The following is a 20,369-nucleotide window of genomic DNA, read 5'->3' as shown; positions in this document are numbered from 1 at the left end:
CCCTGTCACACCGACATACGACCACCAGGAACGGTGGAAGCGCGAAATACGCTAGTCTTCCTTATGCAAATGAACATCCATTTGCGGGAAAGGAATGCTGATTCCTTCCTGATCGAAACGTAATTTAATCGCTTCGGTCAGGTCGAATTTTACTGCCCAGAAATCCGCAGATTTCACCCAGGGCCTGACCACGAAGTTCACACTACTGTCCGCCAGTTCAGATACCGCAACCTGCGGTGCAGGATCTTTCAGCACACGAGGTTCAGCATCCAGCATGTCGATAAGAATTTGCTTGGCCTTACGCAAATCGCTGTCGTAACTGATACCGAACACCATGTCCACCCGACGGGTTTCCTGGGCGGAAAAATTGGTGATATTGCCACCATAAATGGCGCCATTGGGTACAATCACTAACTTGTTATCCGGTGTATTGAATGTGCTGGTGAAAATCCCGATGGTTTTTACCGAGCCGGCGGTCCCCCCTGCTTCCACATAATCTCCGGCTTTGAAGGGGCGGAATACTAACAGCATCACTCCGGCGGCAAAGTTCGCCAGAGAATCCTTCATGGACAAGCCAATCGCCAGGCCAGCGGCACCCAACAGCGCCACCAATGACGTGGTATCAACGCCCAGTTGATCCAACGAGGCGACCACCACAAACAACATCAATACGGCATTAAGGATGGATTTAACGAACTCCACCAACATATTGTCGTACTTAGAGCGGGCCATCACTTTGCCAAACAGCCCTATCAGGACGCCAACCACGATGCGACCAATAATAAAAATCAGCAGTGCCAGGGCTATGTTAATACCCCATGGGATCACATAGGTATCGACCATTTCGGCCACTTTATCCGGATGAAACATGGATACTCTCCATCAAAACGATTTGAACTTGTTATTGTTGCGCCGTATTGGCGACTTGCTGACATGATGCATGCATCACGTTCACGCTAGCATAGTGTATGCAAAAGCTGGCAGGCCAGCATTATTTCATATACCTTCACCCCGGATATTGTCAGCTTGGCCCTGTCTGTCCTTGGTTATATGGCCGGTCAGTGCTAACTTAGGCGTTCTTCAGTGCATTTTTTTCAAGCTCGTTTTATCGGAGCCGGCCCGCTTGCAAATCTTCAGTTTTAACCGCCGACTTGTTTCTAACCTGATGCTTTATTGGTGTTTGTTCTTTTGTTTATACATTATCAGCCTGTCTGTCAGCGCTCAGGCCTTGCTTGAGGTCAAGATAGAAGGTGCTAGCGACCAACAGCAGCAGAATATCCTTGCCCACCTGGGGCCGGTGCCTGAAGCATCGGCGCAACTGAACAGTTATATCGCCAAGGCCCGGGACAAGACCCAAAAGGCACTGGTTGCACTTGGCTACAACAACGCCAACATCAACACTAAGGTACAACGGGAACTGACGCCGCTGCGGCTGCTGATCCAGATTGAGCCCGGCCCTGCCACGCATATCAGACAGATGAATGTTGAGGTACCAGGCGATGCCAGTCAGGATAAGGACTTTCAGGCCTTCATCCAAAATATGCAGACTCATAAAGGGCAAGTGCTCAATCACGGCCGCTATGAAACCTGGAAGAGTGAACTGCAAAACTATGCTCGCAGTCATGGCTATCTGTCCGGCAAGTGGCAACAACATGAGTTGAAAGTTAATACAGAAACGCAGCAAGCCGATGTGTATCTGGTCTACGATTCCGGTATCAGACACAGGCTGGGTGAGGTTAATTTTCAGGGCTCTGATATGACCCCCGAGCTGCTGTCCCGTCTGTCACCGCTCACCAGCGGAGAATATTATCAAAGCAGTCATTTAAGTGCGCTGGAATCAGCACTGCGCCGCTCTGGTTATTTCGCCGACGTATTGGTGACCCCTGACCTGAACGCCATTGAAGATTATCATGTACCAGTGAATGTGGCCCTGACCGATGCACCAAGTCACAGTTTTAAGGTCGGCCTTGGCTATGTCACCGACACAGGCCCCAGAGCACAGATAAACTGGCGCACCCCCAGAGTTAATCGCTATGGACATAGCCAGGAAACCACCCTGCGTTACTCCACCGTCAACCCTTATGCCAGCTTTTTGTACCAGATCCCTGGCGATGATCCACTGACCCACAGCTATCAACTCAAGCTGGGATTGGAACAAAATGACTTTGGCGATTTGAGCAGCATCCAAAAGCATGCCGCCGTGGTCAGCCAGTCAACCGCACACAAATGGATTTGGGCCGCCCAGTTGCGCTGGCTGGACGAAAAGTGGAGCCTGGACGGTCTGGATTTTCAGGCTGGTTATCTGCTACCCGGCCTGACCTTGTCGCGGACCCGGCGCCAGGGCCCAATCCGCGACCCGGAAGAAGGCTTCTTACAGAATTACCAGATTGAGGCGACAGATAAGCTGTTGGGCTCAGATGGCCGACTATTGCGGGTCAGTGCGTTCTGGAAATGGTTACATCGTTTTGGCAACCACAGACTGGTCCTCAAAGGACAAGCAGGTATCAATATCACGGGTATCGATACGGTGGAAGACCTGGCTCCCTCACTGCGTTTTTTCGCCGGCGGCGATCAGAGCATTCGCGGTTTTGATTACAACAGCTTAGGCCCCACCGCCGAAGTGCAAACCAGCGAAGGCCTGCAAACCAAGGTAGTGGGAGGAAAGATGTTGGCCGTAGGGTCGGCAGAATATCAATACTACCTGACCCCGGACTGGCGCATGGCGATTTTTACCGACGCCGGTAACGCCTTTAATCGCAATAACTTCAATCCGGTGCAATCGGTTGGCGCTGGCGTTCACTGGTTATCACCCGTGGGGGCGGTGCGACTTGAACTGGCTTATGGAGTCAGCGAGGATGATCCACCATGGCGTGTGCATATTAGCATGGGGGCGGAACTCTGATGGCCAGATACATATCATTGAAACCCCTGCTACGCGCTTTGCTGCTGGGTCTGGCGTTACTATTGACCTTGCTGTTGCTGGGTGGTTACTGGTTATTGGCAACCCAAAGCGGGACCGGCTGGTTGTTAACGCAGGCGCAAGCAAATGTGCCTGGACTGAAAGTTGGTCAGCATCAGGGCAGTCTGTTGTTCGGCTTAACCTTAAGCGATCTGCATTATCAACAGACTAACCTTGACGTTAATGCCAGGCAGCTGGAGCTGGATATATCCGCCCGGGCATTGTTATTACCCCATCTGGTGGTGCAAAAGCTCAAGGTCAACGAGCTGCGGATAGATATCAGTCTGTCGCACGACACTGCCCCTCCCCAAGGTACTGACGCACCAACCGATATACAACTGCCCATTCCCGACTGGTTGCCTACAGCGCGGATCCAACAACTGGAAATTAACCACAGTCAGTTGAATCTGCCCACATTGGAATTGGCCTGGCAGCATCTGAGCCTCAATGCCCAGCTCAAAAATAAGCTGTTTACCTTAAACAATCTGTTGTTGCAGCAAACTGAATTGACCTTGCTGCCCAGCATCGATGCGCCTGAACCCCCTTCGTCCCCCTGGCCACTGGCTAACCTGACTGATCTACCCGCGCCGCTGGATATGCGTATCAAGGATGTGCAAGTTGAAGATTTTCACCTTATTCATTCCACCAGCCCTATACATATCCAGCATGCCATGCTGCAGTTGCAGTGGATTGACAAGAAGCTTGGGGTAGACAGATTACAGCTTGCGACTGAGGATTTTGGTCGGTTGGATCTGCAAGGTTCAGCCACACTGAAGAGCCCTTATCAAATAGCCATTAACGCCAGCTTGATACCAGGTAAGGCATGGTGGCCAGAAGCATTAGGCAATCAGCCGGTGCAACTGGGGCTGGCTGGCGCCATAAATGCCCTTAATGTACAAATAAGTGAACCCACCACCCTTAAACTACTTGCCAAGGCGCAAACCGACTTAACCCATCCTGCTTTGCCTTTTTCTGCTGATGTGGCCCTGGATACCGCCCCGCTTAACACCTTTGTTAAGCTGCCTGCTGAGGCCAATTTCAGGCCTGGCGTTATGACATTATCTGCCAATGGAGATGTGCATAGCCAAAACGCCAGGGTGAATTTTGCTTTCAGTGGCTTCGGCTTTGGTCAGACCCAACCCGCAAACCTGGCCCTTAACGCCGTGCACAGTCCTGGTCATGTTCAACAGTTGCAGCTTCAGTTTGAAGACAGTGCCAGTCAGTCTGCGCTGGAGCTGAACGGCAGCCTGGCGTATGGCGAGCTGCTGCAATGGCAACTACAAAGTCAGATACAAAAGTTGGTGCTAAACAGCCCGGTTATTCCTGTGCAAGGGGATATCCACGGGCAATTGGATCACCAGGGCAGTTGGTCGGAACAAAAGTGGCATGTACGCCTGGATGATACTCAGTTAAATGGCAGTTTAAATAATCTGCCGCTGCGACTAAGCGCGGTGGCAGATATTAACCAGGATGAACTGCTCAGGGTCAGTAATATTGATTTGCGCTTACAGGCCTTTAACAGCACGGTAAAGATCACTGGCCAGGCGGATCAGCAATGGCAATTGCAGGGCACGGCGTTCAGTGATGACTTAAGCGCTGTGCTAAATGAAGGAAGCGGTAAAGCAGAAGCAAATTTTCGGGTAAGCGGAGCTCTGGCCGACCCGCTAATTGAACTGAATGGACTGGTTAAGCAACTCAACTTGCAACAAATGGATTGGCAGGATCTCAGCATTGCTGCCCGCTACCACCCAATGCAACAACATAGCGGTGAACTTAACCTGAGTTTTCCCCACTTGGTGGTGGATAACAGCCAGCATTTTCATGGCAGCCTGAACCTGAGCGGTAATGCGCCACAGCATCAGTTGCAACTGGTGATAGACGGCGACCTAAATGCCGCGATTGAATTACAGGGCAGCGCCGATCTGACCAAAACAAGCTGGCAGGGACAACTGAACAAGGCTGAAAGTAAAATGTATGGTGAGCACTGGCAGCTTGCCGCTCCTTTGGCAATAGCGGTCACAGATGGTCAGTTTTCAGTTGCCGCCCATTGCTGGCAGGGCTTGTTTTCACAACTTTGCCTGAAGGAACCCCTGACGCAACCCGGTCAGCAAGCTATTGTGCTGAGTGCCAGTGTAGACTACGGCGCCTGGAGTGCAGGCCAGTTAAATGGCCAGCAAATTTCAGGCGCCATTAATCTGGATGCCAATATTGTGCTGCCCGAGCAGGGACAACCGCAATTGGATGTTAGGCTGCATAGCAGTCCAGGTTACATCCGCCAACAGGTTCAGGAGCAAAGCTTATCTTTATTGGAATGGCAGGGTGGTCAGTTTGTTTTGCAATCCCAGTCAGATGGCAAGCTGCAATTAAATGGTGAGCTGACCGGCGAAGACGGACAAGCATTGCTGAAGCTTACCAGTCAATTAGGCAGCAAGGCCGATGCAGACATTGACGCCCGTTTGCAACTGACACCACTTTCGCTGGCCAGTCTGATGGCGTTGACACCGCAACTAAGCAAACTGGATGGCCAGTTGTCAGCGGATATCAGCATCAAAGGAAAACTGGACAATCCGGCCGTCAGTGGCGAGATTCAGCTCAGGCAAGCCTCCCTGATTGTAGCCAGAACGCAGACCGCACTGGACAACCTGGAACTCAGCGCCCGTTTTCGCGATACCAGTGTCGATTTTGATGGTTTGTTTCATATGGGCAGCGGCAAAGGGCAGATTCAGGGCTCGGGTAATTGGGATACCAGCCAGACAGACTGGCAAAAAGCCTTGTCATTACAAGCGACACTGGCGGGGCAAGGGTTACAAGTGCATGCCTTACCCGAACTACAAGCCAGCGTCAGCCCCAATCTGAATATCCGATTTGAGCAGGGACTGCTGCTGCAAGGCCGCGTCAATATAGATAAGGGCCAATTGCAATTACAGGAACTACCTGCCTCCGCAGTGGATGTCTCTGAGGATATGGTGCTGGTTAATCAGCAGGAAAAACAGAAAAAGGCTCTGCTGCCGGTTAATCTGCAGCTCGATATAGAACTGGTAGATCCCTTTGCCGTCAGCGGTTTTGGCTTCAATGGTAAAATTGACGGCACCTTAAGTGCCAGACAAAAAAGTCCCGAACCCTTAGAAGTATTTGGTGCCCTGACCTTTACCGAGGGCTTATACAAAGCCTATGGCCAGAATCTTGAAGTGAAGTCAGGCCGGTTACAGTTTCTTGGCCAGGCTGATAACCCTGTGGTTCAACTGCAGGCGATCCGCCCACTGAAAGGCACCGGGGTGGAAGCCGGTATTCAGGTCAGCGGTCCGGTCAGCGGGCTGCAGGTTGAGCTGTTTTCTAATCCTGGCATGGAACAAAGCGCCATTCTGTCGTACATATTACGCGGCAAGCCGCCTGGTGCTGGCGGAGAATCAGACGGCCGTTCCATGGCTATTCTGATGGCGGCCAATCAGGGTATCGGCATTACCGGCGCCAGTGGCTTAACCGATGCACTGAACAATATTCCACTGGTCAGTGATATTACTCTGGACACAGAAACGGATGCCGTCAGCGGTGACAGTTTGGCCACCGTCAGCGGCTATATCGGCGAGCGCATCTATCTGAAGTATGGGGTGGGCATTCTAGAGCCGGTCACGCAGATTACCGTGCGTTTTTACCTGCTCAATCAGCTATGGCTTGAAGCTGTCAGCAGCCTGGAGCGCTCCATGGATCTCTACTACAGTTTCGATCTCGATTAGCACAAGCAGTAACAGCTGCTTGTGCGCAATCTGCCTGTTTATGAGGCGAAGGAGTGTGTATTTGCCCTGGTTCAGGTTAACGAATGCAGACCAAACATATTCCCTTCGGTATCCAGAACCAGACTGATAAAACCATATTCTCCAATTGACATCTTCGGCCGTTGTACTTTCCCGCCCGCACCTTCTACCCGCGCCTCTTCTACCGCACAGTCCTGACAACTGAAATACACCAAGGTACTGTTACCACCTGATGCAACGCCAGACATACTGACCAACGCGCCACCCGCGCCGTAATGCTGCATATCGTTGGGAAATGCCCACATATCGAATTCCGGCCCGCCCAGCTTCTCCAATGTTACCGCCAACACATTCTCATAGAAGTCTTTGGCGCGTTGTATATCTTGTACGTAAATTTCAAACCAGCCCACTGCGTTGTTCATAGAATTTCCTTCGGTCCTGCTCTAGAAGGCTATAAGTATGCCTGCCGGTGTGGATTTCGCCAGTCTTACAATTGTGAGTGCACCATGCCAGGCTATGCCTTAGACTTCCGTACCTGCACAACGCTAGCGGGTATTACTTATGCAAATTCCAAGAATCTTTTTTCCCGGCATTCTGGCCGTCGACCAACAACTTCAGCTTGAACAGGATGCAGCCAACCATATAGGCAATGTGTTGAGGTTAAGAGAAGGTCATCCCCTGGTGCTGTTTAATGGCGATGGCAACGAATATCCAGCCACTTTGCATAAAGTAGAGCGTCGTGCGGTTTGGGTACAAATTGACGCTAAACTGCAGATTAACTGCGAGTCTCCCTTTGCCATTCACCTTGGCCAGGGTATTTCCAAAGGAGATCGCATGGACTTTGTGCTGCAAAAGTCTGTTGAACTGGGAGTCACGGAGATCACTCCACTTATCACTGAACGTTGTGTCGTGCGCCTGGACGAACAGCGCTGGCAGAAAAAACATCAGCAGTGGCAGAAAATCATTCAAAGTGCCTGTGAGCAATGCGGACGCAATGTTTTACCGGTTTTACACCCCGTTATGCCGTTGGCCCCTTGGCTACAACAATCCACCAATCAATTACGCCTGACCCTGGATCCACGAGCAGATAAACGCATGGCCGATCTGTCAAAGCCGGATAATGGCGTACGACTGTTAATTGGACCGGAAGGCGGATTAAGCGAGCAGGAGGTTTACCTGACCGAGCAAGGAGGATTCCAATCAGTGTTGCTGGGACCCAGAGTGCTTCGCACCGAGACGGCCGCGCTCACCGCCATTGCCAATCTGCAAGGGCGCTTTGGCGATTTATAAGTAGTTTGTAAATCAGCGGTCCGAGCAACAGAGTCAGAACCATTTGGTGTCTGAAGGCTGTCGCATTAGGCAATAAAACAGTTGTTTGTTTTGCATACAGCGTGCATTCTGGTGTCCGGATAGATGTTGTATATGCGAATGCCAGCTATGCCAAGCTCAGTCAAAGCACAGACGCCGTTTAAAAACCTGGAAATCAGCGCTATCAGCCAAAAGGCGGTGGAAACTGGTCGAAATAATGCCCTCAATCTATGGGTAATGGGGGCTCCTATTGACCAAGTACTGTGTGCGCTGGTCAGCGCCATTGAATCAGCCTGCGACGATCTGCAATGTTCTATTATGCTGATGAATGCAGATGGCAAAAGCATGTGTGCATTGGTCGGCCCCAGTTTGCCGGAATTTTTTTTGAACGCTATCGACGGCCTGGATATTGGCCCATCGGTGGGCTCTTGTGGGGCCAGCGCCTATTCCGGCCAACCTGTGGTGGCTGCCGATATACACACTCATCCTTATTGGAAACCTTTTCGTGAACTGTGCCAACAAGCAAACTTACGTGCCTGTTGGTCTTATCCCATCCTGGCCACAGACGGTAAAGTATTGGGCACCTTTGGCATGTATTATTCAACTGTCCGTGAACCCAGCGAGCAGGATCTTGAGCTGATTCGAACCGAAGCCAGCATCGCCGCACTAATCATTGAAAAAATGCAGGCGTCAGAGCAGCTAAGTCAGGCTAAAACTGCGCTTGAGAAGCAGGTTCAGCAACGTAACCGTGAGTTAGACAAGTCAAACAAGCAGTTGCGTCAGGCGTTGGAACAGCGCTACGAAGTTCAGCAACATTTACTGGAAATTGAAAACCTGGCGTCGATGGGCAGTATGATGTCCAGCCTGACCCACGAGGTAAACACCCCCATTGGCGTGGCTGTCACGGCCGCCAGCCACTTGCAGGCACAATTGCAAAAGTCCCGGCTTTTGTTTGAGCAAAACCAGCTTACCCGATCCGCTCTGAAAGCTTTTTATGATGAATCCGCTGAGGCAATGCTGATTATCGAGCGTAACCTGCAGCGCAGTGCAGAACTGGTCAGTACCTTTAAGCAGTTATCTTTGGACCAGCATAATCAGCAACCGCGTACATTCAACCTCAGTAGCTATGTGTGCGAGATACTCTTGTCACTCAAACCCAAACTGAAAAAGTATAAACTGCAGTTTTGCCTTGAATTGGATCCGGATCTGGAAATACTCAGCCACCCCGGCGCACTTAGTCAGATTCTGATTAATCTGATCATGAATTCAGCGATGCATGCATTTGAACCCGGTCAGGCAGGCCACATCAGTGTCGCCGTACAAATCCAGGACAATCACCTTGAGTTGCGTTATCAGGACGACGGTAAGGGCATGACCAGTGAAACCCTCAGCCATATATTCGAGCCCTTTTTCACTTCAGCTAAGCAGCGAGGTGGTAGCGGTCTGGGCCTGCATATCTGCAAGGACCTGGTGGAGAAAATTCTGCATGGCAGCATCCGTTGCCAATCCGCACCGGGCCAGGGATGCCAATTTGTTGTTCGCTTTCCGCTTATCTGATAGTTCGTTGACTAAGCGTTCTCAAGTTGCCTGGTTGCAAGTTGAAGGGCATCGGGCACTGAATCAGCTAGTTCCATAAAGCCTAAACCCGCGTACTTTTTTACCAGTAATTGGCGGTGCATAGCACTGGTGTGGCAAAACCATCGTCCTGCACAACCATGTTTAATTTCCCAAACTGCCATTTGCTGAATAATGCCTGCCACGTCTGGACAACAAAGCTCCCAGTCCTGCATATCCATAACTCTCATCCATCTTTGCCTGGCCAACTGTTTGACCTGCCAGGTAAACGATGCACAAAACTGCTCTGCCTGTTCGGCATTCCATGCCCCCATTACCCGACAAATCAGTACGTTTTCTTTCACTTCAATCTGGTGATGGCCATGAGGCCGGAATAATGGGGACATGTTGTATCTCCTGAGTTAGCGGGTCACAAAACCGCCATTCACAAATAAGGTCTGGCCGGTAACCCAGGCCGCCTGAGGAGAAGCAAGGAAACGGATAACCGGCACGATATCTTCAACCTTGCCCAGTCTTCCCTGCACACTGGCAGCTTTCAGATAGGCAGTACTCTGCTCGTCCTCTTCGCCATGAAAAAACGCCGTGTCAATTGGCCCGGGTGCCACAGTGTTAACGGTAATACCCCGATGTCCAATTTCCTTGGCCAAAGCCCGGGAGAAATCTTCCAGTGGCGCTTTTGAACCGGCATACAAACCATAGTGCCCTGTAAAAGCCGCCAGTAATGACGTGCCCATATTGATCACCCGTCCCTGATCCTGTAGGTAGCGAGCGGCCTGTTGCATCACCAGAAATACGGCTTTGCTGTTGGTATTAAATGCCTTATCAAAATCAGCTTCTGTGTAATCTACAAATGGCTTCTTTATCACTGTTCCGGCGTTATTCACCACAATATCCAGGCGACCAAACTCCTGATGGATGGCGCTGAATAACCCATTCACCTGGGCACTATCGGTTAAATCAGCCTGATAAGTCAGTGCCCGACGCCCTAGATTCTGAACCTTCTCGGCCGTTTCCAAAGCCTGAATCTTAGAACTGTCACTGTGATAGTGCACCAGAATATCTACCCCATCTTCCGCCAGACCAAGGGCAAAAGCCCGTCCCATATTCCTGGCCGCGCCGGTTATTAAGGCGACTTTAGGTTGATTGCCCGTAAGAGACTGTTGCATAAATGCTCTCCGCTTGTTGAGTTAAGATGCTGTCTTTTCGACCATTGCAGAGTAGCCCCTTGCGAATATCTCCAGTAGAGTGATATTTTGCATTTTAAAAGTGTGATATTCGCAATTAACCGGAAGCGTAATATTGGATAGTCATGAGCAACTGTTTCTACGTGTCATAGAGGCTGGCAGTCTCAAGGCCGCAGCAGAGCAACTGGGATTGGATCCGTCCAATGTAAGCAGGCGCATCGCTACGCTGGAACAACGTTTACAAGTGAAGCTCATCCAGCGCTCTACACGTCGCTCCACTGCCACCGAAGCAGGACAACTTTATTATCAGGGGCTGAGACAACTGCTTGACGAGCAATTAGCACTGGAACATAAACTTCGAAATAGCATGGAAATTCCGACCGGATTACTGAAAGTAGCCGCTCCCCACGATTTTGGCAGCCAGTTTATTGCCCCAGTATTGCAGGACATGGTGCTTAACGCGCCGGATCTTAATGTCGAATTGATATTGGGCAGTCAATTTGAAGATTTACGCAGCCAGGGTATTGATGTGGCGATCCGTATTGGTCAGTTACAGGACTCCAGCCTGATTGGTCGCCATTTGGGTGACGTACCAAGGGTGATTGTGGCGTCTCCAGAGTACCTAGCCAAGCGAGGTTCACCGCAAAAGCCTGAAGACCTGGCACAGCACGACTTTATCTTTTATACCCGGGCACAGGCAGCCAAGCCACTGCCATTTGGCCTCGGCAAAGACAGCAGGCAACTCACTGTACGGGGTAGATACATTGTGAACAGCGTCACTGCCATACGAGAGCTTGCCCTTGCCGGTCAGGGTATGCACCTTGGCCCACTTTGGGCGTTCAGGGACGCCATTAAACAAGGGGCATTGTTAAGGGTGTTGCCTCAATATCCGCAGGCCAGCTACCCACTACATGCCCTGTATCAGTCGAGGCAATTTGTGCCAGCCAAAATACGCCTTTTTGTTCAGGGCCTGGCAGAAAAGTTCCCTTCCAGAACTTTTTAAATCAGCCCCGCCTCAATGGCCTTGAGCACAGCCCGGGTCCTGTCCCTGACACCCAGCTTGGCCAACAGACTGGACACCTGATTCTTGATGGTCCCTTCCGACTTAAATAATGCCTCGGCGATTTCCCTGTTGCTGCATCCAGCAGCCATCAGGCGAAGAATTTTGCGTTCCGCATCGGTCAGTGGTTCCGGTGTCTGATAACTTTCAAATTGCTGTTGAAGCCCTTGAAGACCTTGCAAGATCTTTTCAGTTACCGCAGGCTGAATAAGAGTCTGCCCCTTGTATACTGTTTCTATTGCATCCACCAGTGTTTCCAGAGACACGTCTTTAAGCAAATAGCCCTTGGCACCTGCTTGTACAGCATCCAACACCAATTTGTGGTCATCAAAGGTGGTCAGCATGATTACAGGCTGTGTCAGCCCGGCCTTTTGCATGGCCCGCAAGGCATCAACACCAGACATTCTAGGCATGCGGATATCCATAAGAATCACATCCGGCTGCAAATTCGTTACTGCCTGACATACCTCATCGCCATCACTGGCCTCCCCCACGACCAATAAATTGTCCGACAGCGACAGCAAGCTCTTAATGCCTTCTCTGACCAGGGTCTGGTCGTCTACCAATAATACCTTCATGCTGTTACCGGAATACTGGCACGGGTAAACATGCCTTGATGATTAAACCTGAACTCCACCTTTCCTCCCACGGCTTCTATTCGCTCCCGAATACCTTTGAGGCCATTGCCGGGCACCAATAGTCCCTTGCCACCGCCATTGTCCTGCATCTCCAGCATAACGTCCTGTTCGGTTTGGTACAGACCGATATGCATCTGGCTGGCCTGGGAATGACGTAAGCTGTTAGTCAGGCTTTCCTGTACACACATTAGCAGAGCATGGGCCTGCTCGATATCTTCCGGTTCCACCTGGCAGTCCAGATGCACCTTCAGCCTTGGGACTTCTCTGGTCAGCACTTCCAGGGCACTGCGCAACTGAATTGCGGATTTTTCACGTATCTCTGAAACAGCCTCGCGCACATCGCTGAGCAACAAGCCGGCGATAGCATGGCATTTATCCACCGCCAATTTGACCTCACCGCCTGCCTTACGTGATGCCACCTGTAAATTAATAGATAAAGCGGTCAGATGATGACCAAGCAAGTCATGGATATTGCGGGCAATACGGGTACGTTCGGCCTGTTTGTTGGCTTCGCTCAGTAAAGCCTGTGCGGCCATTAATTCGCGGTTTAGCTGATTGGCCGCTTCCTTGGCACTCTTTTCTTTAAGCGACACATTAACCATCACCAAAGCAAACACATTAAAGGTCCAGAACAGCATCGCACTGAGTGCTGACATATCGTCCTGCCAATAAAATTCCCCAACAAAGTAGGGCACGGCGGACCACAGTGGCGAGAGCAATAACGCCAGCCGGAACGGCATAAAGTAGGGTAACAATGCCGACCACATCACCATAAGGATGGCATTGTAAAAATAGGGGCTGGTGAAGTAGATGCCAACTACCAATAAAAACAGGATAAACAATAAGGCAAACCTGACCTGCCTGTCTCTGGAATAGCATTGCTCCCGGGTCGCGAGGGCAAAAAACACCACAAAGCCCAGATATAAACCCGCCAATAAACCCACACGCCAGTGCAGCACCCCCAAGCGTTGCTGCATAAAATACAGCGATGAGCCCGCTACCATCGCCCAACTTATCAAACCACTGATGGTTTCCACACTCAGTCTGTATGAGCCGAGTTTAATCATATTTATCTCTCCAATTGCAGGCTCAACATACCTTTACAAACCTGAGCGGCCAATAGGCCATAAGTCATTTTTAATTCCGTGACCTTCGGCACTGATACCCAATTTCACGCAACGATAGACTAGCCGCATTAATCGGAGGAAGGCCTATGAACCTGCTTTATTCTATTGTATTGATGTGTCATATCATGGTTGGTAGTGCAGCACTGCTGTTATTCTGGATACCTGCTATCAACCGAAAAGGTAGCCTGGACCATATAAAGTTTGGTCGCTATTACGCCAATACCATGTATATGGTGGCAGGTAGCGGCATGCTCATCTGTGTTCTGGTATTGATTGCCCCTCTGGCAATACATGGCCTTGATCTGGACAAGCTCAGCCCAGAGCAGGCACGCCTGAATATACGTTTGTTTGCCTTGTTTCTGTTGTATCTGAGCTGGCTAACACTGGCCAGTGTTCGTCATGGTATGCTGGTACTTCGCGTCAAGCAGAACCGTATTTTACTGCGTAGCGTCTCACATCTGGCCCTGCTCAGCCTGCTGACGATTGGCGGTGTCAGTTTGTTTGGCCTGGGTCTGTGGTTCAACAAAGTTTTACATATTATTTTTGGTATTTTAGGCACCATCATCGGCAGCCAGATGCTAATTTATTGCTGGCGTCGCCGCATTGGTCCACGCCAATGGTGGATAGAACACCTTGGAGCCATGATTGGCTCGGGAATCGGCGCATACACTGCTTTTTTAACCTTTGGTGCCAGACAAGTGCTGGCCGCTGCCGGTTATTGGCAGCTATTTTTCTGGGTCGCTCCCGGCATTATCGGTGCCGTGGTGATAGCCCATCTGTCACGCAAGTACCAACTAGAATTTCAAGGGAAATGAACATGAAGAAAATTATCGCGCTGGCACTATTGATAAGCAGTGCATCTGTTCAGGCCAATCTTAAACAAGCCGTAGAAGCCTTCGAGCAAGGGGACGATGAGCGTGCCCAGAGCCTGTTTGAAGCATCTTCCGAACAGGCTGAAGCCAAGATCTACCTCGGTCGCTTATGGCTCGCTCAGGATGCTGATGAAGCTGAACAGTGGATTGAGCAGGCCGTTGCCCAGGCGCCGCAAAATAGCGAAGCCCATTACACCCGCGGCATCATTATGGGGCAGCAGGCCGGTAACAGTGTGTTTTCAGCCCTAAGCTACGCTGAAAAATCCTTGTATAGCTTTAATCGCGCGGTAGAGCTGGCGCCAGACAACACTGAGTACCGGCAAGGCTTGATGAATTTTTATCTGCAAGCACCGGGCATTGCCGGCGGAGATATGGATTTGGCTCTGGCCCAGGTCAAAGAAATAGAAAATCTGGATCAAAGAGCCGGTATGGCTGCCCGTCTTAGCTATCTTAACGCCGAAGACGACCAGCAAGGCTACCAGCAATTGCTTAGTAGCGCCAAGCAGGCCCTTCCTGGGATACCTGACTTCTACGTTCAAGCCGGTATGGATTTGGTCAGACAGGAAAAGTATCCGCAGGCCATTGCCGAGTTCACGCTAGCCATCAACCAACCGGCAGCCGATGAGGAGAGCCTGACCGGCCGTTATATCGCCATGTATCAATTAGGCCGGGCCAGCGTGATGGGTAAAACCCAGGTTGAACAGGGGGTAGCCGCATTACAGACCTATTTAAAACAGGCGCCTTTAACAAGAAAGTTACCCAGTCATGCATGGGCTTCGTTTCGACTCGCCAACCTGTATGAACTGCAAGGCAATAAGGCTGAGGCCAAACAGCTGTACCAGAGCATACAATCAAGCAGGGACAAAAAACTGGCTAAAGACGTAAAGAAAAAGCTGAAGACCCTGTGATACCGGCAATAAATCTCAGGTCCTATTGAATTTACCGGGCAGAATGCCTATTTAAGTCACTCTGCCCGCCAACCAAGGAATTTCTGTGCGCCTTAAACTCGGTATCGTGATGGATCCCATCCATTCTATCAACATCAAGAAAGACACCAGCTTTGCCATGCTTTTGGAAGCTCAGCAACGCGGCTATGAAATTCACTACATGGAAATGGCCGATTTGTATCTTGATCACGGGATAGCTAAAGCCAGTATGCGCTCCCTTAAAGTACAAGAAAGTCAGACTGGTTGGTATGAACTGGGAGATGTCCAACATCAGCAACTGGCAGAACTGGATGTGCTGCTGATGCGCAAAGATCCGCCTTTTGACAGTGAGTTTCTGTATGCCACCCAATTGTTTGAGTTGGCTGAGCAACAAGGGCTGCTGGTGGTGAATAACCCGCAAAGCCTGCGCGATTGCAATGAAAAGTTGTTTGCCGCCTGGTTTGCTGAACATTGCCCTGCCACATTAGTCACCCGTCAGGCCGGTTTGATTCGTCAATTCCACCAACAGCATAAAGACATTATCTGTAAACCCCTGGATGGTATGGGCGGTGCATCGATTTTCCGTATCAAGGAAGACGGCAATAACCTGGGGGTAGTGATTGAAACACTGACCAATCACGGCAAACGTTTGTGTATGATACAAGAGTATTTACCGGCCATCAGCGAAGGTGACAAACGCGTGCTGGTAGTAAACGGTCAGGTGGTGCCTTATTGTTTGGCGCGTTTGCCAAGCCAGGGCGAAACCCGCGGTAATCTGGCGGCAGGCGGTACAGGGCGTCCTCAGCCCATATCAGACACAGATCGTCGTATTGCCGAAGCCATTGCCCCCACTTTGGTGGAGAAAGGGCTATTCTTTGTGGGACTGGATATTATTGGTGACAAACTCACCGAAATTAATGTCACCAGTCCAACCTGCGTCAGGGAAATCGAGGCAGCCTACCCCATCAGTATTGTCGGCATGCTGTTTGACGCAATTGAAAAACGCCTTAATGGCCCCATATAAATCCTGAATTCGTTGCACAGAGAGTCATATGCAGAGCTTTGAAAATCATTTCCTGATTGCCATGCCCAGCCTGGAAGATCCTTACTTCTCTCGCTCCCTGACCTATATCTGTGAACACAATGAACAGGGCGCCATGGGAATAGTGATTAATCAGCCCACCGGTTTGCATCTGAAAGAAATGCTGATGCAGGTAGATGAGTCCATCAAGGTGGATGAAGACAAAGCCGAGCAAATCGTGCTGGCCGGTGGTCCGGTCAGCCCGGATCGTGGCTTTATACTGCACAGCACTCAGCCGGGCTGGGCGTCCAGCCTGGAGCTAACCTCGGAAATAATGGTCACCACCTCCAAAGACATTCTTAATGTGCTGGGTAACAGCAAAGCGCCAGATAAATGTCTGGTGGCGTTGGGTTACGCCGGTTGGAGCGCCGGTCAGTTGGAAGAAGAAATTCAGCGTAATTCCTGGTTGCTGATAGAAGCCGATACCGAGTTGTTGTTTGATGTGCCGATTCACAAGAAATGGCAGGCCGCAGTGCAAAAGCTTGGTGTGGATATCTGGCAACTGGCACCAGATGTCGGTCATGCGTAGCTCGTAGCTCGTAGCTCGTAGCTCGTAGCTCGTAGCTCGTAGCTCGTAGCTCGTCATACATTTTCAATTATCTGAGGCACTAAGCAAATTGACCGCACGTACCTTACTCGGTTTTGACTTCGGCACAAAAAGCATTGGTGTGGCCGCAGGCCAGGAAGTGACTGGCACAGCAGCGCCATTAGCCGCGCTAAAAGCCGTGGACGGTATACCCGACTGGCAAAAAGTAGAGGCGCTGTTTAACGAGTGGCAACCACATCTTGTGGTGGTAGGTCTGCCGCTCAATATGGATGGTACCGAACAGCAGGTAACCCATGGCGCCCGTAAGTTTGCCAACCGCCTGCATGCCAGATTCAAAGTGCAGGTGGAAACCTGCGACGAACGTCTAACCACCGCCGATGCCAGGGCCAGATTGTTTGAGTTGGGCGGCTACAAGAAGCTCGATAAACAAAAGGTCGACAGCGTTGCGGCCTGTTTGATTCTGGAAAGCTGGATGGCTGACCATTGCTGATCTGCGTTGCAATTTGGCCTTCAGGTCGTCGCCCCCGGAATTTGCGTCTATTCTGTTAGTTATCTGACAATCAATCGCGCAAGGCCAATGATGTTGTTGAGAGCCTCTATGCTCTGTTTGTTCAGTTGCCAGAGCGGTGCAACTGAGCAACTTAAATTTGCCGTCTACGATCCAGGCTTTCCCCCCTACATCTTTGTTGACGAACAACAAAACGTCAGCGGCATACTGGCAGATTTGATGGCGGACTATGCGCTTGAGTACGGTATTGCCATTGATTATGTTCTGGATAATCGCCAGGGAGGTGAGTCCCGCTTGTATGCAGGGCAGGTGGACACTATGGTCCTCAGCCCTGCCTGGACCAAACATCCGGAGCAATTACTTTTTAGTGAAGAAATACTGCCCTACACGGATTATCTATTCAGATTGGATAAGGGAAACGATATTTTGCATTGGCGGGCAGGCCAAAGTGTTTGTACCCGACAATACTATGTTTACCCAACACTTAACGAGCTGTTCGCCACTGCCAGCCTGTTAAGGGTGGATGCCAGCAGTGAAGAGGCCCAACTGCGCATGCTGGCCAGTGGGCGTTGTGATTTTGCTTATGTCAATGAACTGATTGCCTACTGGTTGGTGCAAGAGCATTTTCCCGATCTGCAAATTGCGCCGGTAGAGCAGCATAAAGCGGTAGACAGCTTAAGACTGGCACTCAGTCCAAACAAGGCAGACATGCTCCCCGGCCTCAACCAATATATCGCCAGTAAGAAACAAAATGGCGCATTGCGTAAAGTGGTCAGAACTTATGTCGGCACATTACCCGAGCAAAGATAACGCATGTGGGCCTAAGCCCACATGCAGACCTTAATGATACAACTGATGGCTGAAATGGCCGCTGCGATTTTGCCCCATCAATCGGCAAAACTCTTGCTGTGACAAATGCACCAGCGAACGGTGATCCCCTCCTTCAATATACAGATCTGAAAGATCGCCCAGGCTTTCGTCAATAATACAATCCAGATTAAACGCCTGCGGAATCGGTGGCACAGCACCATGTGCACAGTCGTCAAAGCACTGATACACCTGCTGTTCCTTCATCAAATGATACTGCCCATTAAGCGACTCGTTCAGTGCACTGAGGCTTAATTTGCTGTCAGCTGGCAACACCGCCATCACTCTATGGCCTTTGCTATCCTCCAGCATCACTGCCTTGGCAATCTTATTCGACGGGATCTGCGCGGCAATAGCCGAGCCCAGTGAACTGTGTGATGGGTGATGGGATATCACTTCGTAGCTTACATCCAGCTCATTCAGATACGACATAACACGTTGGGACAAACTCATAGGCACCTCCTGGAGACAGTTGGTTGTCCATCCAAGAGTATAGTTTACCTAGGCTGTTTATTCTGTTTCCGCAGGGCGCTCTTCACCGCATTGCCAACAAATTTCAAAGCCCCCGCCATTGTCTTCCTGGCAATGCGCACAACGCCACTCTTGTGTGCATTGCCGCTGCTCACTCAACCAGTCATCAAGCAGTCGTTTGGCTCTGGGTTGCCATTCATCGTCGGTCAGCCACACTTCCGGTGCGCAGTCAAAAGGGGCTAAGTCCCCCATCGCGCCAATGGCAAATTCATTCTTCACAAAACAAGGAATACCGCGACTTTCCAGCAGTTCTTTTACCTGCCAGATCTGGAATCGGTCTTCGCTGCAATACAGTCGGATCAACGCCAATCCTTCACGCTAGTCCATATCAATAGACACATTGGACAATGAACCCAGTCCGGGACCTTCGTCTTTATCCAGCTTGATCATCAGGCGCAGGTCATTGGGTGAATCGGCATGGTGCAAGGCCTGATCAAGATTGATGCGGCCAGCTTTATACAAATCGTACAGCGCCATATCAAAGGTTTGCATGCCCATTTCGCGGCCCTTTTGCATCGCTTCTTTGAGCCCGCCAATTTCATTACGCTGTATCAAATCCCTGACAAAAGGTGAGTTCAACAGCACTTCAATGGCCGCCACCCGGCCTTTACCATCCACTGTTGGCACAAGTTGCTGGGCTACAATGGCCCGCATATTCAGGCTTAGGTCAAAACGCAGTTTGTCATGCTGGTCCGGGGGGGCCAGATGCATAATCCGCTCTATCGCCTGGTTAGCATTATTGGCGTGCAAGGTTGCCACACATAAGTGGCCGGTGTCGGCAAAAGACATGGCGTATTCCATAATTTCCATGGAACGGATTTCGCCGATTAAAATCACGTCCGGAGCCTGACGCAAAGAGCTTTTCAGGGCATCGTCAAACGACTGGGTATCAATTCCCACCTCACGCTGGGTCACCACGCAATTGGCGTGTTCATGCACAAACTCAATGGGGTCTTCTATGGTCAGAATATGTCCGTGGGAGTGCTGATTTCTATGTCCCATCAGTGCTGCCAGTGAGGTGGATTTACCCGTACCCGTGGCCCCCACAAACAGCACTAAACCGCGTTTTGCCATAATGATGTCTTTGAGCACCTGCGGCAGACCCAAATCATCCACTTTGGGAATTTGCGTGACAATACGACGAATCACCATGCCCGCCATATCCCGCTGCCAGAATGCACTGCAACGAAAACGTCCGACCCCGTCCAGGGCGACGGCAAAGTTACATTCCTTGGTCTGTTCAAACTCGTGCTTCTGTTTGTCACTCATCAGACTTTCTACCAGTGCCAGCGACATATCTGTGCTAAGGCGTTGTTCGTCCAGCGGTGTCATTTTGCCATTCACTTTGACACTGACCGGAAAGCCCACAGTAATAAACAGATCCGATGCGCCACAATCCACCATGCCCTGCAAATAAGGTTGCATCATCATAGG

At 50.7% G+C, this 20,369-nt stretch carries 20 protein-coding genes; 11 read left to right on the top strand and 9 right to left on the bottom strand.

Annotated features, from left to right (window positions below):
- Positions 1 to 51 precede the first annotated feature (51 nt).
- Positions 52 to 870, bottom strand: coding sequence for a mechanosensitive ion channel family protein (locus ABD028_RS01550; protein WP_102798003.1), 819 nt, complete (start codon positions 868 to 870; stop codon positions 52 to 54).
- A 253-nt stretch (positions 871 to 1,123) separates the two neighbouring features.
- On the opposite strand from ABD028_RS01550, the gene ABD028_RS01545 reads away from it, so the two are divergent.
- Positions 1,124 to 2,902, top strand: coding sequence for an autotransporter assembly complex protein TamA (locus ABD028_RS01545; protein WP_343840927.1), 1,779 nt, complete (start codon positions 1,124 to 1,126; stop codon positions 2,900 to 2,902).
- A complete protein-coding gene (locus ABD028_RS01540) occupies positions 2,902 to 6,693 on the top strand; it encodes a translocation/assembly module TamB domain-containing protein (protein WP_343840924.1) in 3,792 nt (1,263 codons plus the stop codon). The genes ABD028_RS01545 and ABD028_RS01540 overlap by 1 nt, the downstream gene beginning before the upstream one ends.
- A gap of 71 nt (positions 6,694 to 6,764) precedes the next feature.
- Here ABD028_RS01540 and ABD028_RS01535 read toward each other — a convergent pair whose 3' ends face one another.
- Entirely contained in the window at positions 6,765 to 7,133 is a 369-nt protein-coding gene (locus ABD028_RS01535; protein WP_343840921.1) for a VOC family protein, read from the bottom strand.
- A 139-nt stretch (positions 7,134 to 7,272) separates the two neighbouring features.
- On the opposite strand from ABD028_RS01535, the gene ABD028_RS01530 reads away from it, so the two are divergent.
- The gene (locus ABD028_RS01530) at positions 7,273 to 8,001 is read left to right on the top strand and encodes a 16S rRNA (uracil(1498)-N(3))-methyltransferase (RefSeq protein WP_102797999.1); all 729 of its coding nucleotides are present in this window, start codon (positions 7,273 to 7,275) and stop codon (positions 7,999 to 8,001) included.
- Between the two features lie 123 nt (positions 8,002 to 8,124).
- The gene (locus tag ABD028_RS01525) at positions 8,125 to 9,576 is read left to right on the top strand and encodes an ATP-binding protein (protein ID WP_343840916.1); all 1,452 of its coding nucleotides are present in this window, start codon (positions 8,125 to 8,127) and stop codon (positions 9,574 to 9,576) included.
- Positions 9,577 to 9,587: 11 nt separating this feature from the next.
- Here the strand turns inward: ABD028_RS01525 and ABD028_RS01520 are convergent, their stop codons facing one another.
- Positions 9,588 to 9,980, bottom strand: a complete 393-nt coding sequence (locus ABD028_RS01520) for a hypothetical protein (RefSeq protein ID WP_343840913.1) — start codon at positions 9,978 to 9,980, stop codon at positions 9,588 to 9,590.
- A gap of 15 nt (positions 9,981 to 9,995) precedes the next feature.
- Positions 9,996 to 10,760, bottom strand: a complete 765-nt coding sequence (locus ABD028_RS01515; protein WP_343840910.1) for an SDR family oxidoreductase — start codon at positions 10,758 to 10,760, stop codon at positions 9,996 to 9,998.
- Between the two features lie 133 nt (positions 10,761 to 10,893).
- Here ABD028_RS01515 and ABD028_RS01510 point away from each other — a divergent pair, with 133 nt between their 5' ends.
- Positions 10,894 to 11,781 (top strand): LysR family transcriptional regulator, encoded by an 888-nt coding sequence (locus ABD028_RS01510; protein WP_343840907.1) that lies wholly within the window; start codon positions 10,894 to 10,896, stop codon positions 11,779 to 11,781.
- Here the strand turns inward: ABD028_RS01510 and ABD028_RS01505 are convergent.
- Positions 11,778 to 12,416, bottom strand: a complete 639-nt coding sequence (locus ABD028_RS01505; protein WP_343840903.1) for a response regulator transcription factor — start codon at positions 12,414 to 12,416, stop codon at positions 11,778 to 11,780. The two genes, ABD028_RS01510 and ABD028_RS01505, sit on opposite strands and share 4 nt — an antisense overlap.
- Positions 12,413 to 13,543, bottom strand: a complete 1,131-nt coding sequence (locus ABD028_RS01500) for a sensor histidine kinase (RefSeq protein ID WP_343840901.1) — start codon at positions 13,541 to 13,543, stop codon at positions 12,413 to 12,415. The genes ABD028_RS01505 and ABD028_RS01500 overlap by 4 nt, the downstream gene beginning before the upstream one ends.
- A 146-nt stretch (positions 13,544 to 13,689) precedes the next feature.
- Between ABD028_RS01500 and ABD028_RS01495 the strand changes: the two genes are divergently transcribed.
- The 6 genes from ABD028_RS01495 to ABD028_RS01470 all read left to right on the top strand — a co-directional run bounded on the left by ABD028_RS01495 (position 13,690) and on the right by ABD028_RS01470 (position 18,347).
- Positions 13,690 to 14,418, top strand: a complete 729-nt coding sequence (locus tag ABD028_RS01495) for a hypothetical protein (protein ID WP_343840899.1) — start codon at positions 13,690 to 13,692, stop codon at positions 14,416 to 14,418.
- Positions 14,419 to 14,420: 2 nt separating this feature from the next.
- Complete coding sequence (locus tag ABD028_RS01490) at positions 14,421 to 15,383, top strand: tetratricopeptide repeat protein (RefSeq protein WP_343840897.1); 963 nt, start codon at positions 14,421 to 14,423, stop codon at positions 15,381 to 15,383.
- An 85-nt stretch (positions 15,384 to 15,468) separates the two neighbouring features.
- Positions 15,469 to 16,425 (top strand): glutathione synthase, encoded by a 957-nt coding sequence (gshB, locus tag ABD028_RS01485; protein ID WP_343840894.1) that lies wholly within the window; start codon positions 15,469 to 15,471, stop codon positions 16,423 to 16,425.
- Positions 16,426 to 16,453: 28 nt separating this feature from the next.
- Complete coding sequence (locus ABD028_RS01480; RefSeq protein WP_102797990.1) at positions 16,454 to 17,011, top strand: YqgE/AlgH family protein; 558 nt, start codon at positions 16,454 to 16,456, stop codon at positions 17,009 to 17,011.
- Positions 17,012 to 17,099: 88 nt separating this feature from the next.
- Positions 17,100 to 17,519: a Holliday junction resolvase RuvX gene (gene ruvX, locus ABD028_RS01475; protein ID WP_245921765.1), complete on the top strand. Its 420-nt coding sequence runs from the start codon at positions 17,100 to 17,102 to the stop codon at positions 17,517 to 17,519.
- 87 nt (positions 17,520 to 17,606) lie between these two features.
- Positions 17,607 to 18,347: a substrate-binding periplasmic protein gene (locus tag ABD028_RS01470; RefSeq protein ID WP_343840891.1), complete on the top strand. Its 741-nt coding sequence runs from the start codon at positions 17,607 to 17,609 to the stop codon at positions 18,345 to 18,347.
- Positions 18,348 to 18,377: 30 nt separating this feature from the next.
- On the opposite strand, the gene ABD028_RS01465 is transcribed toward ABD028_RS01470, so the two are convergent.
- Genes ABD028_RS01465 through ABD028_RS01455 form a run of 3 tightly spaced genes read right to left on the bottom strand, consistent with a single transcriptional unit; the run spans position 18,378 to position 20,366 of the window.
- Entirely contained in the window at positions 18,378 to 18,857 is a 480-nt protein-coding gene (locus tag ABD028_RS01465) for an aminoacyl-tRNA deacylase (protein ID WP_102797987.1), read from the bottom strand.
- Between the two features lie 57 nt (positions 18,858 to 18,914).
- On the bottom strand, positions 18,915 to 19,238 hold the full coding sequence (locus ABD028_RS01460) for a putative signal transducing protein (RefSeq protein WP_245921763.1): 324 nt from the start codon (positions 19,236 to 19,238) through the stop codon (positions 18,915 to 18,917).
- Positions 19,239 to 19,253: 15 nt separating this feature from the next.
- Entirely contained in the window at positions 19,254 to 20,366 is a 1,113-nt protein-coding gene (locus ABD028_RS01455; RefSeq protein ID WP_102797986.1) for a PilT/PilU family type 4a pilus ATPase, read from the bottom strand.
- Between the last annotated feature and the right edge of the window lie 3 nt (positions 20,367 to 20,369).

It is taken from the genome of Bowmanella denitrificans, from assembly GCF_039522935.1.
Lineage (GTDB): Bacteria > Pseudomonadota > Gammaproteobacteria > Enterobacterales > Alteromonadaceae > Bowmanella > Bowmanella denitrificans.
The sequence above is the reverse complement of the archived record's forward strand: the minus strand, read 5'-3'. Positions and strand labels throughout refer to the sequence as shown.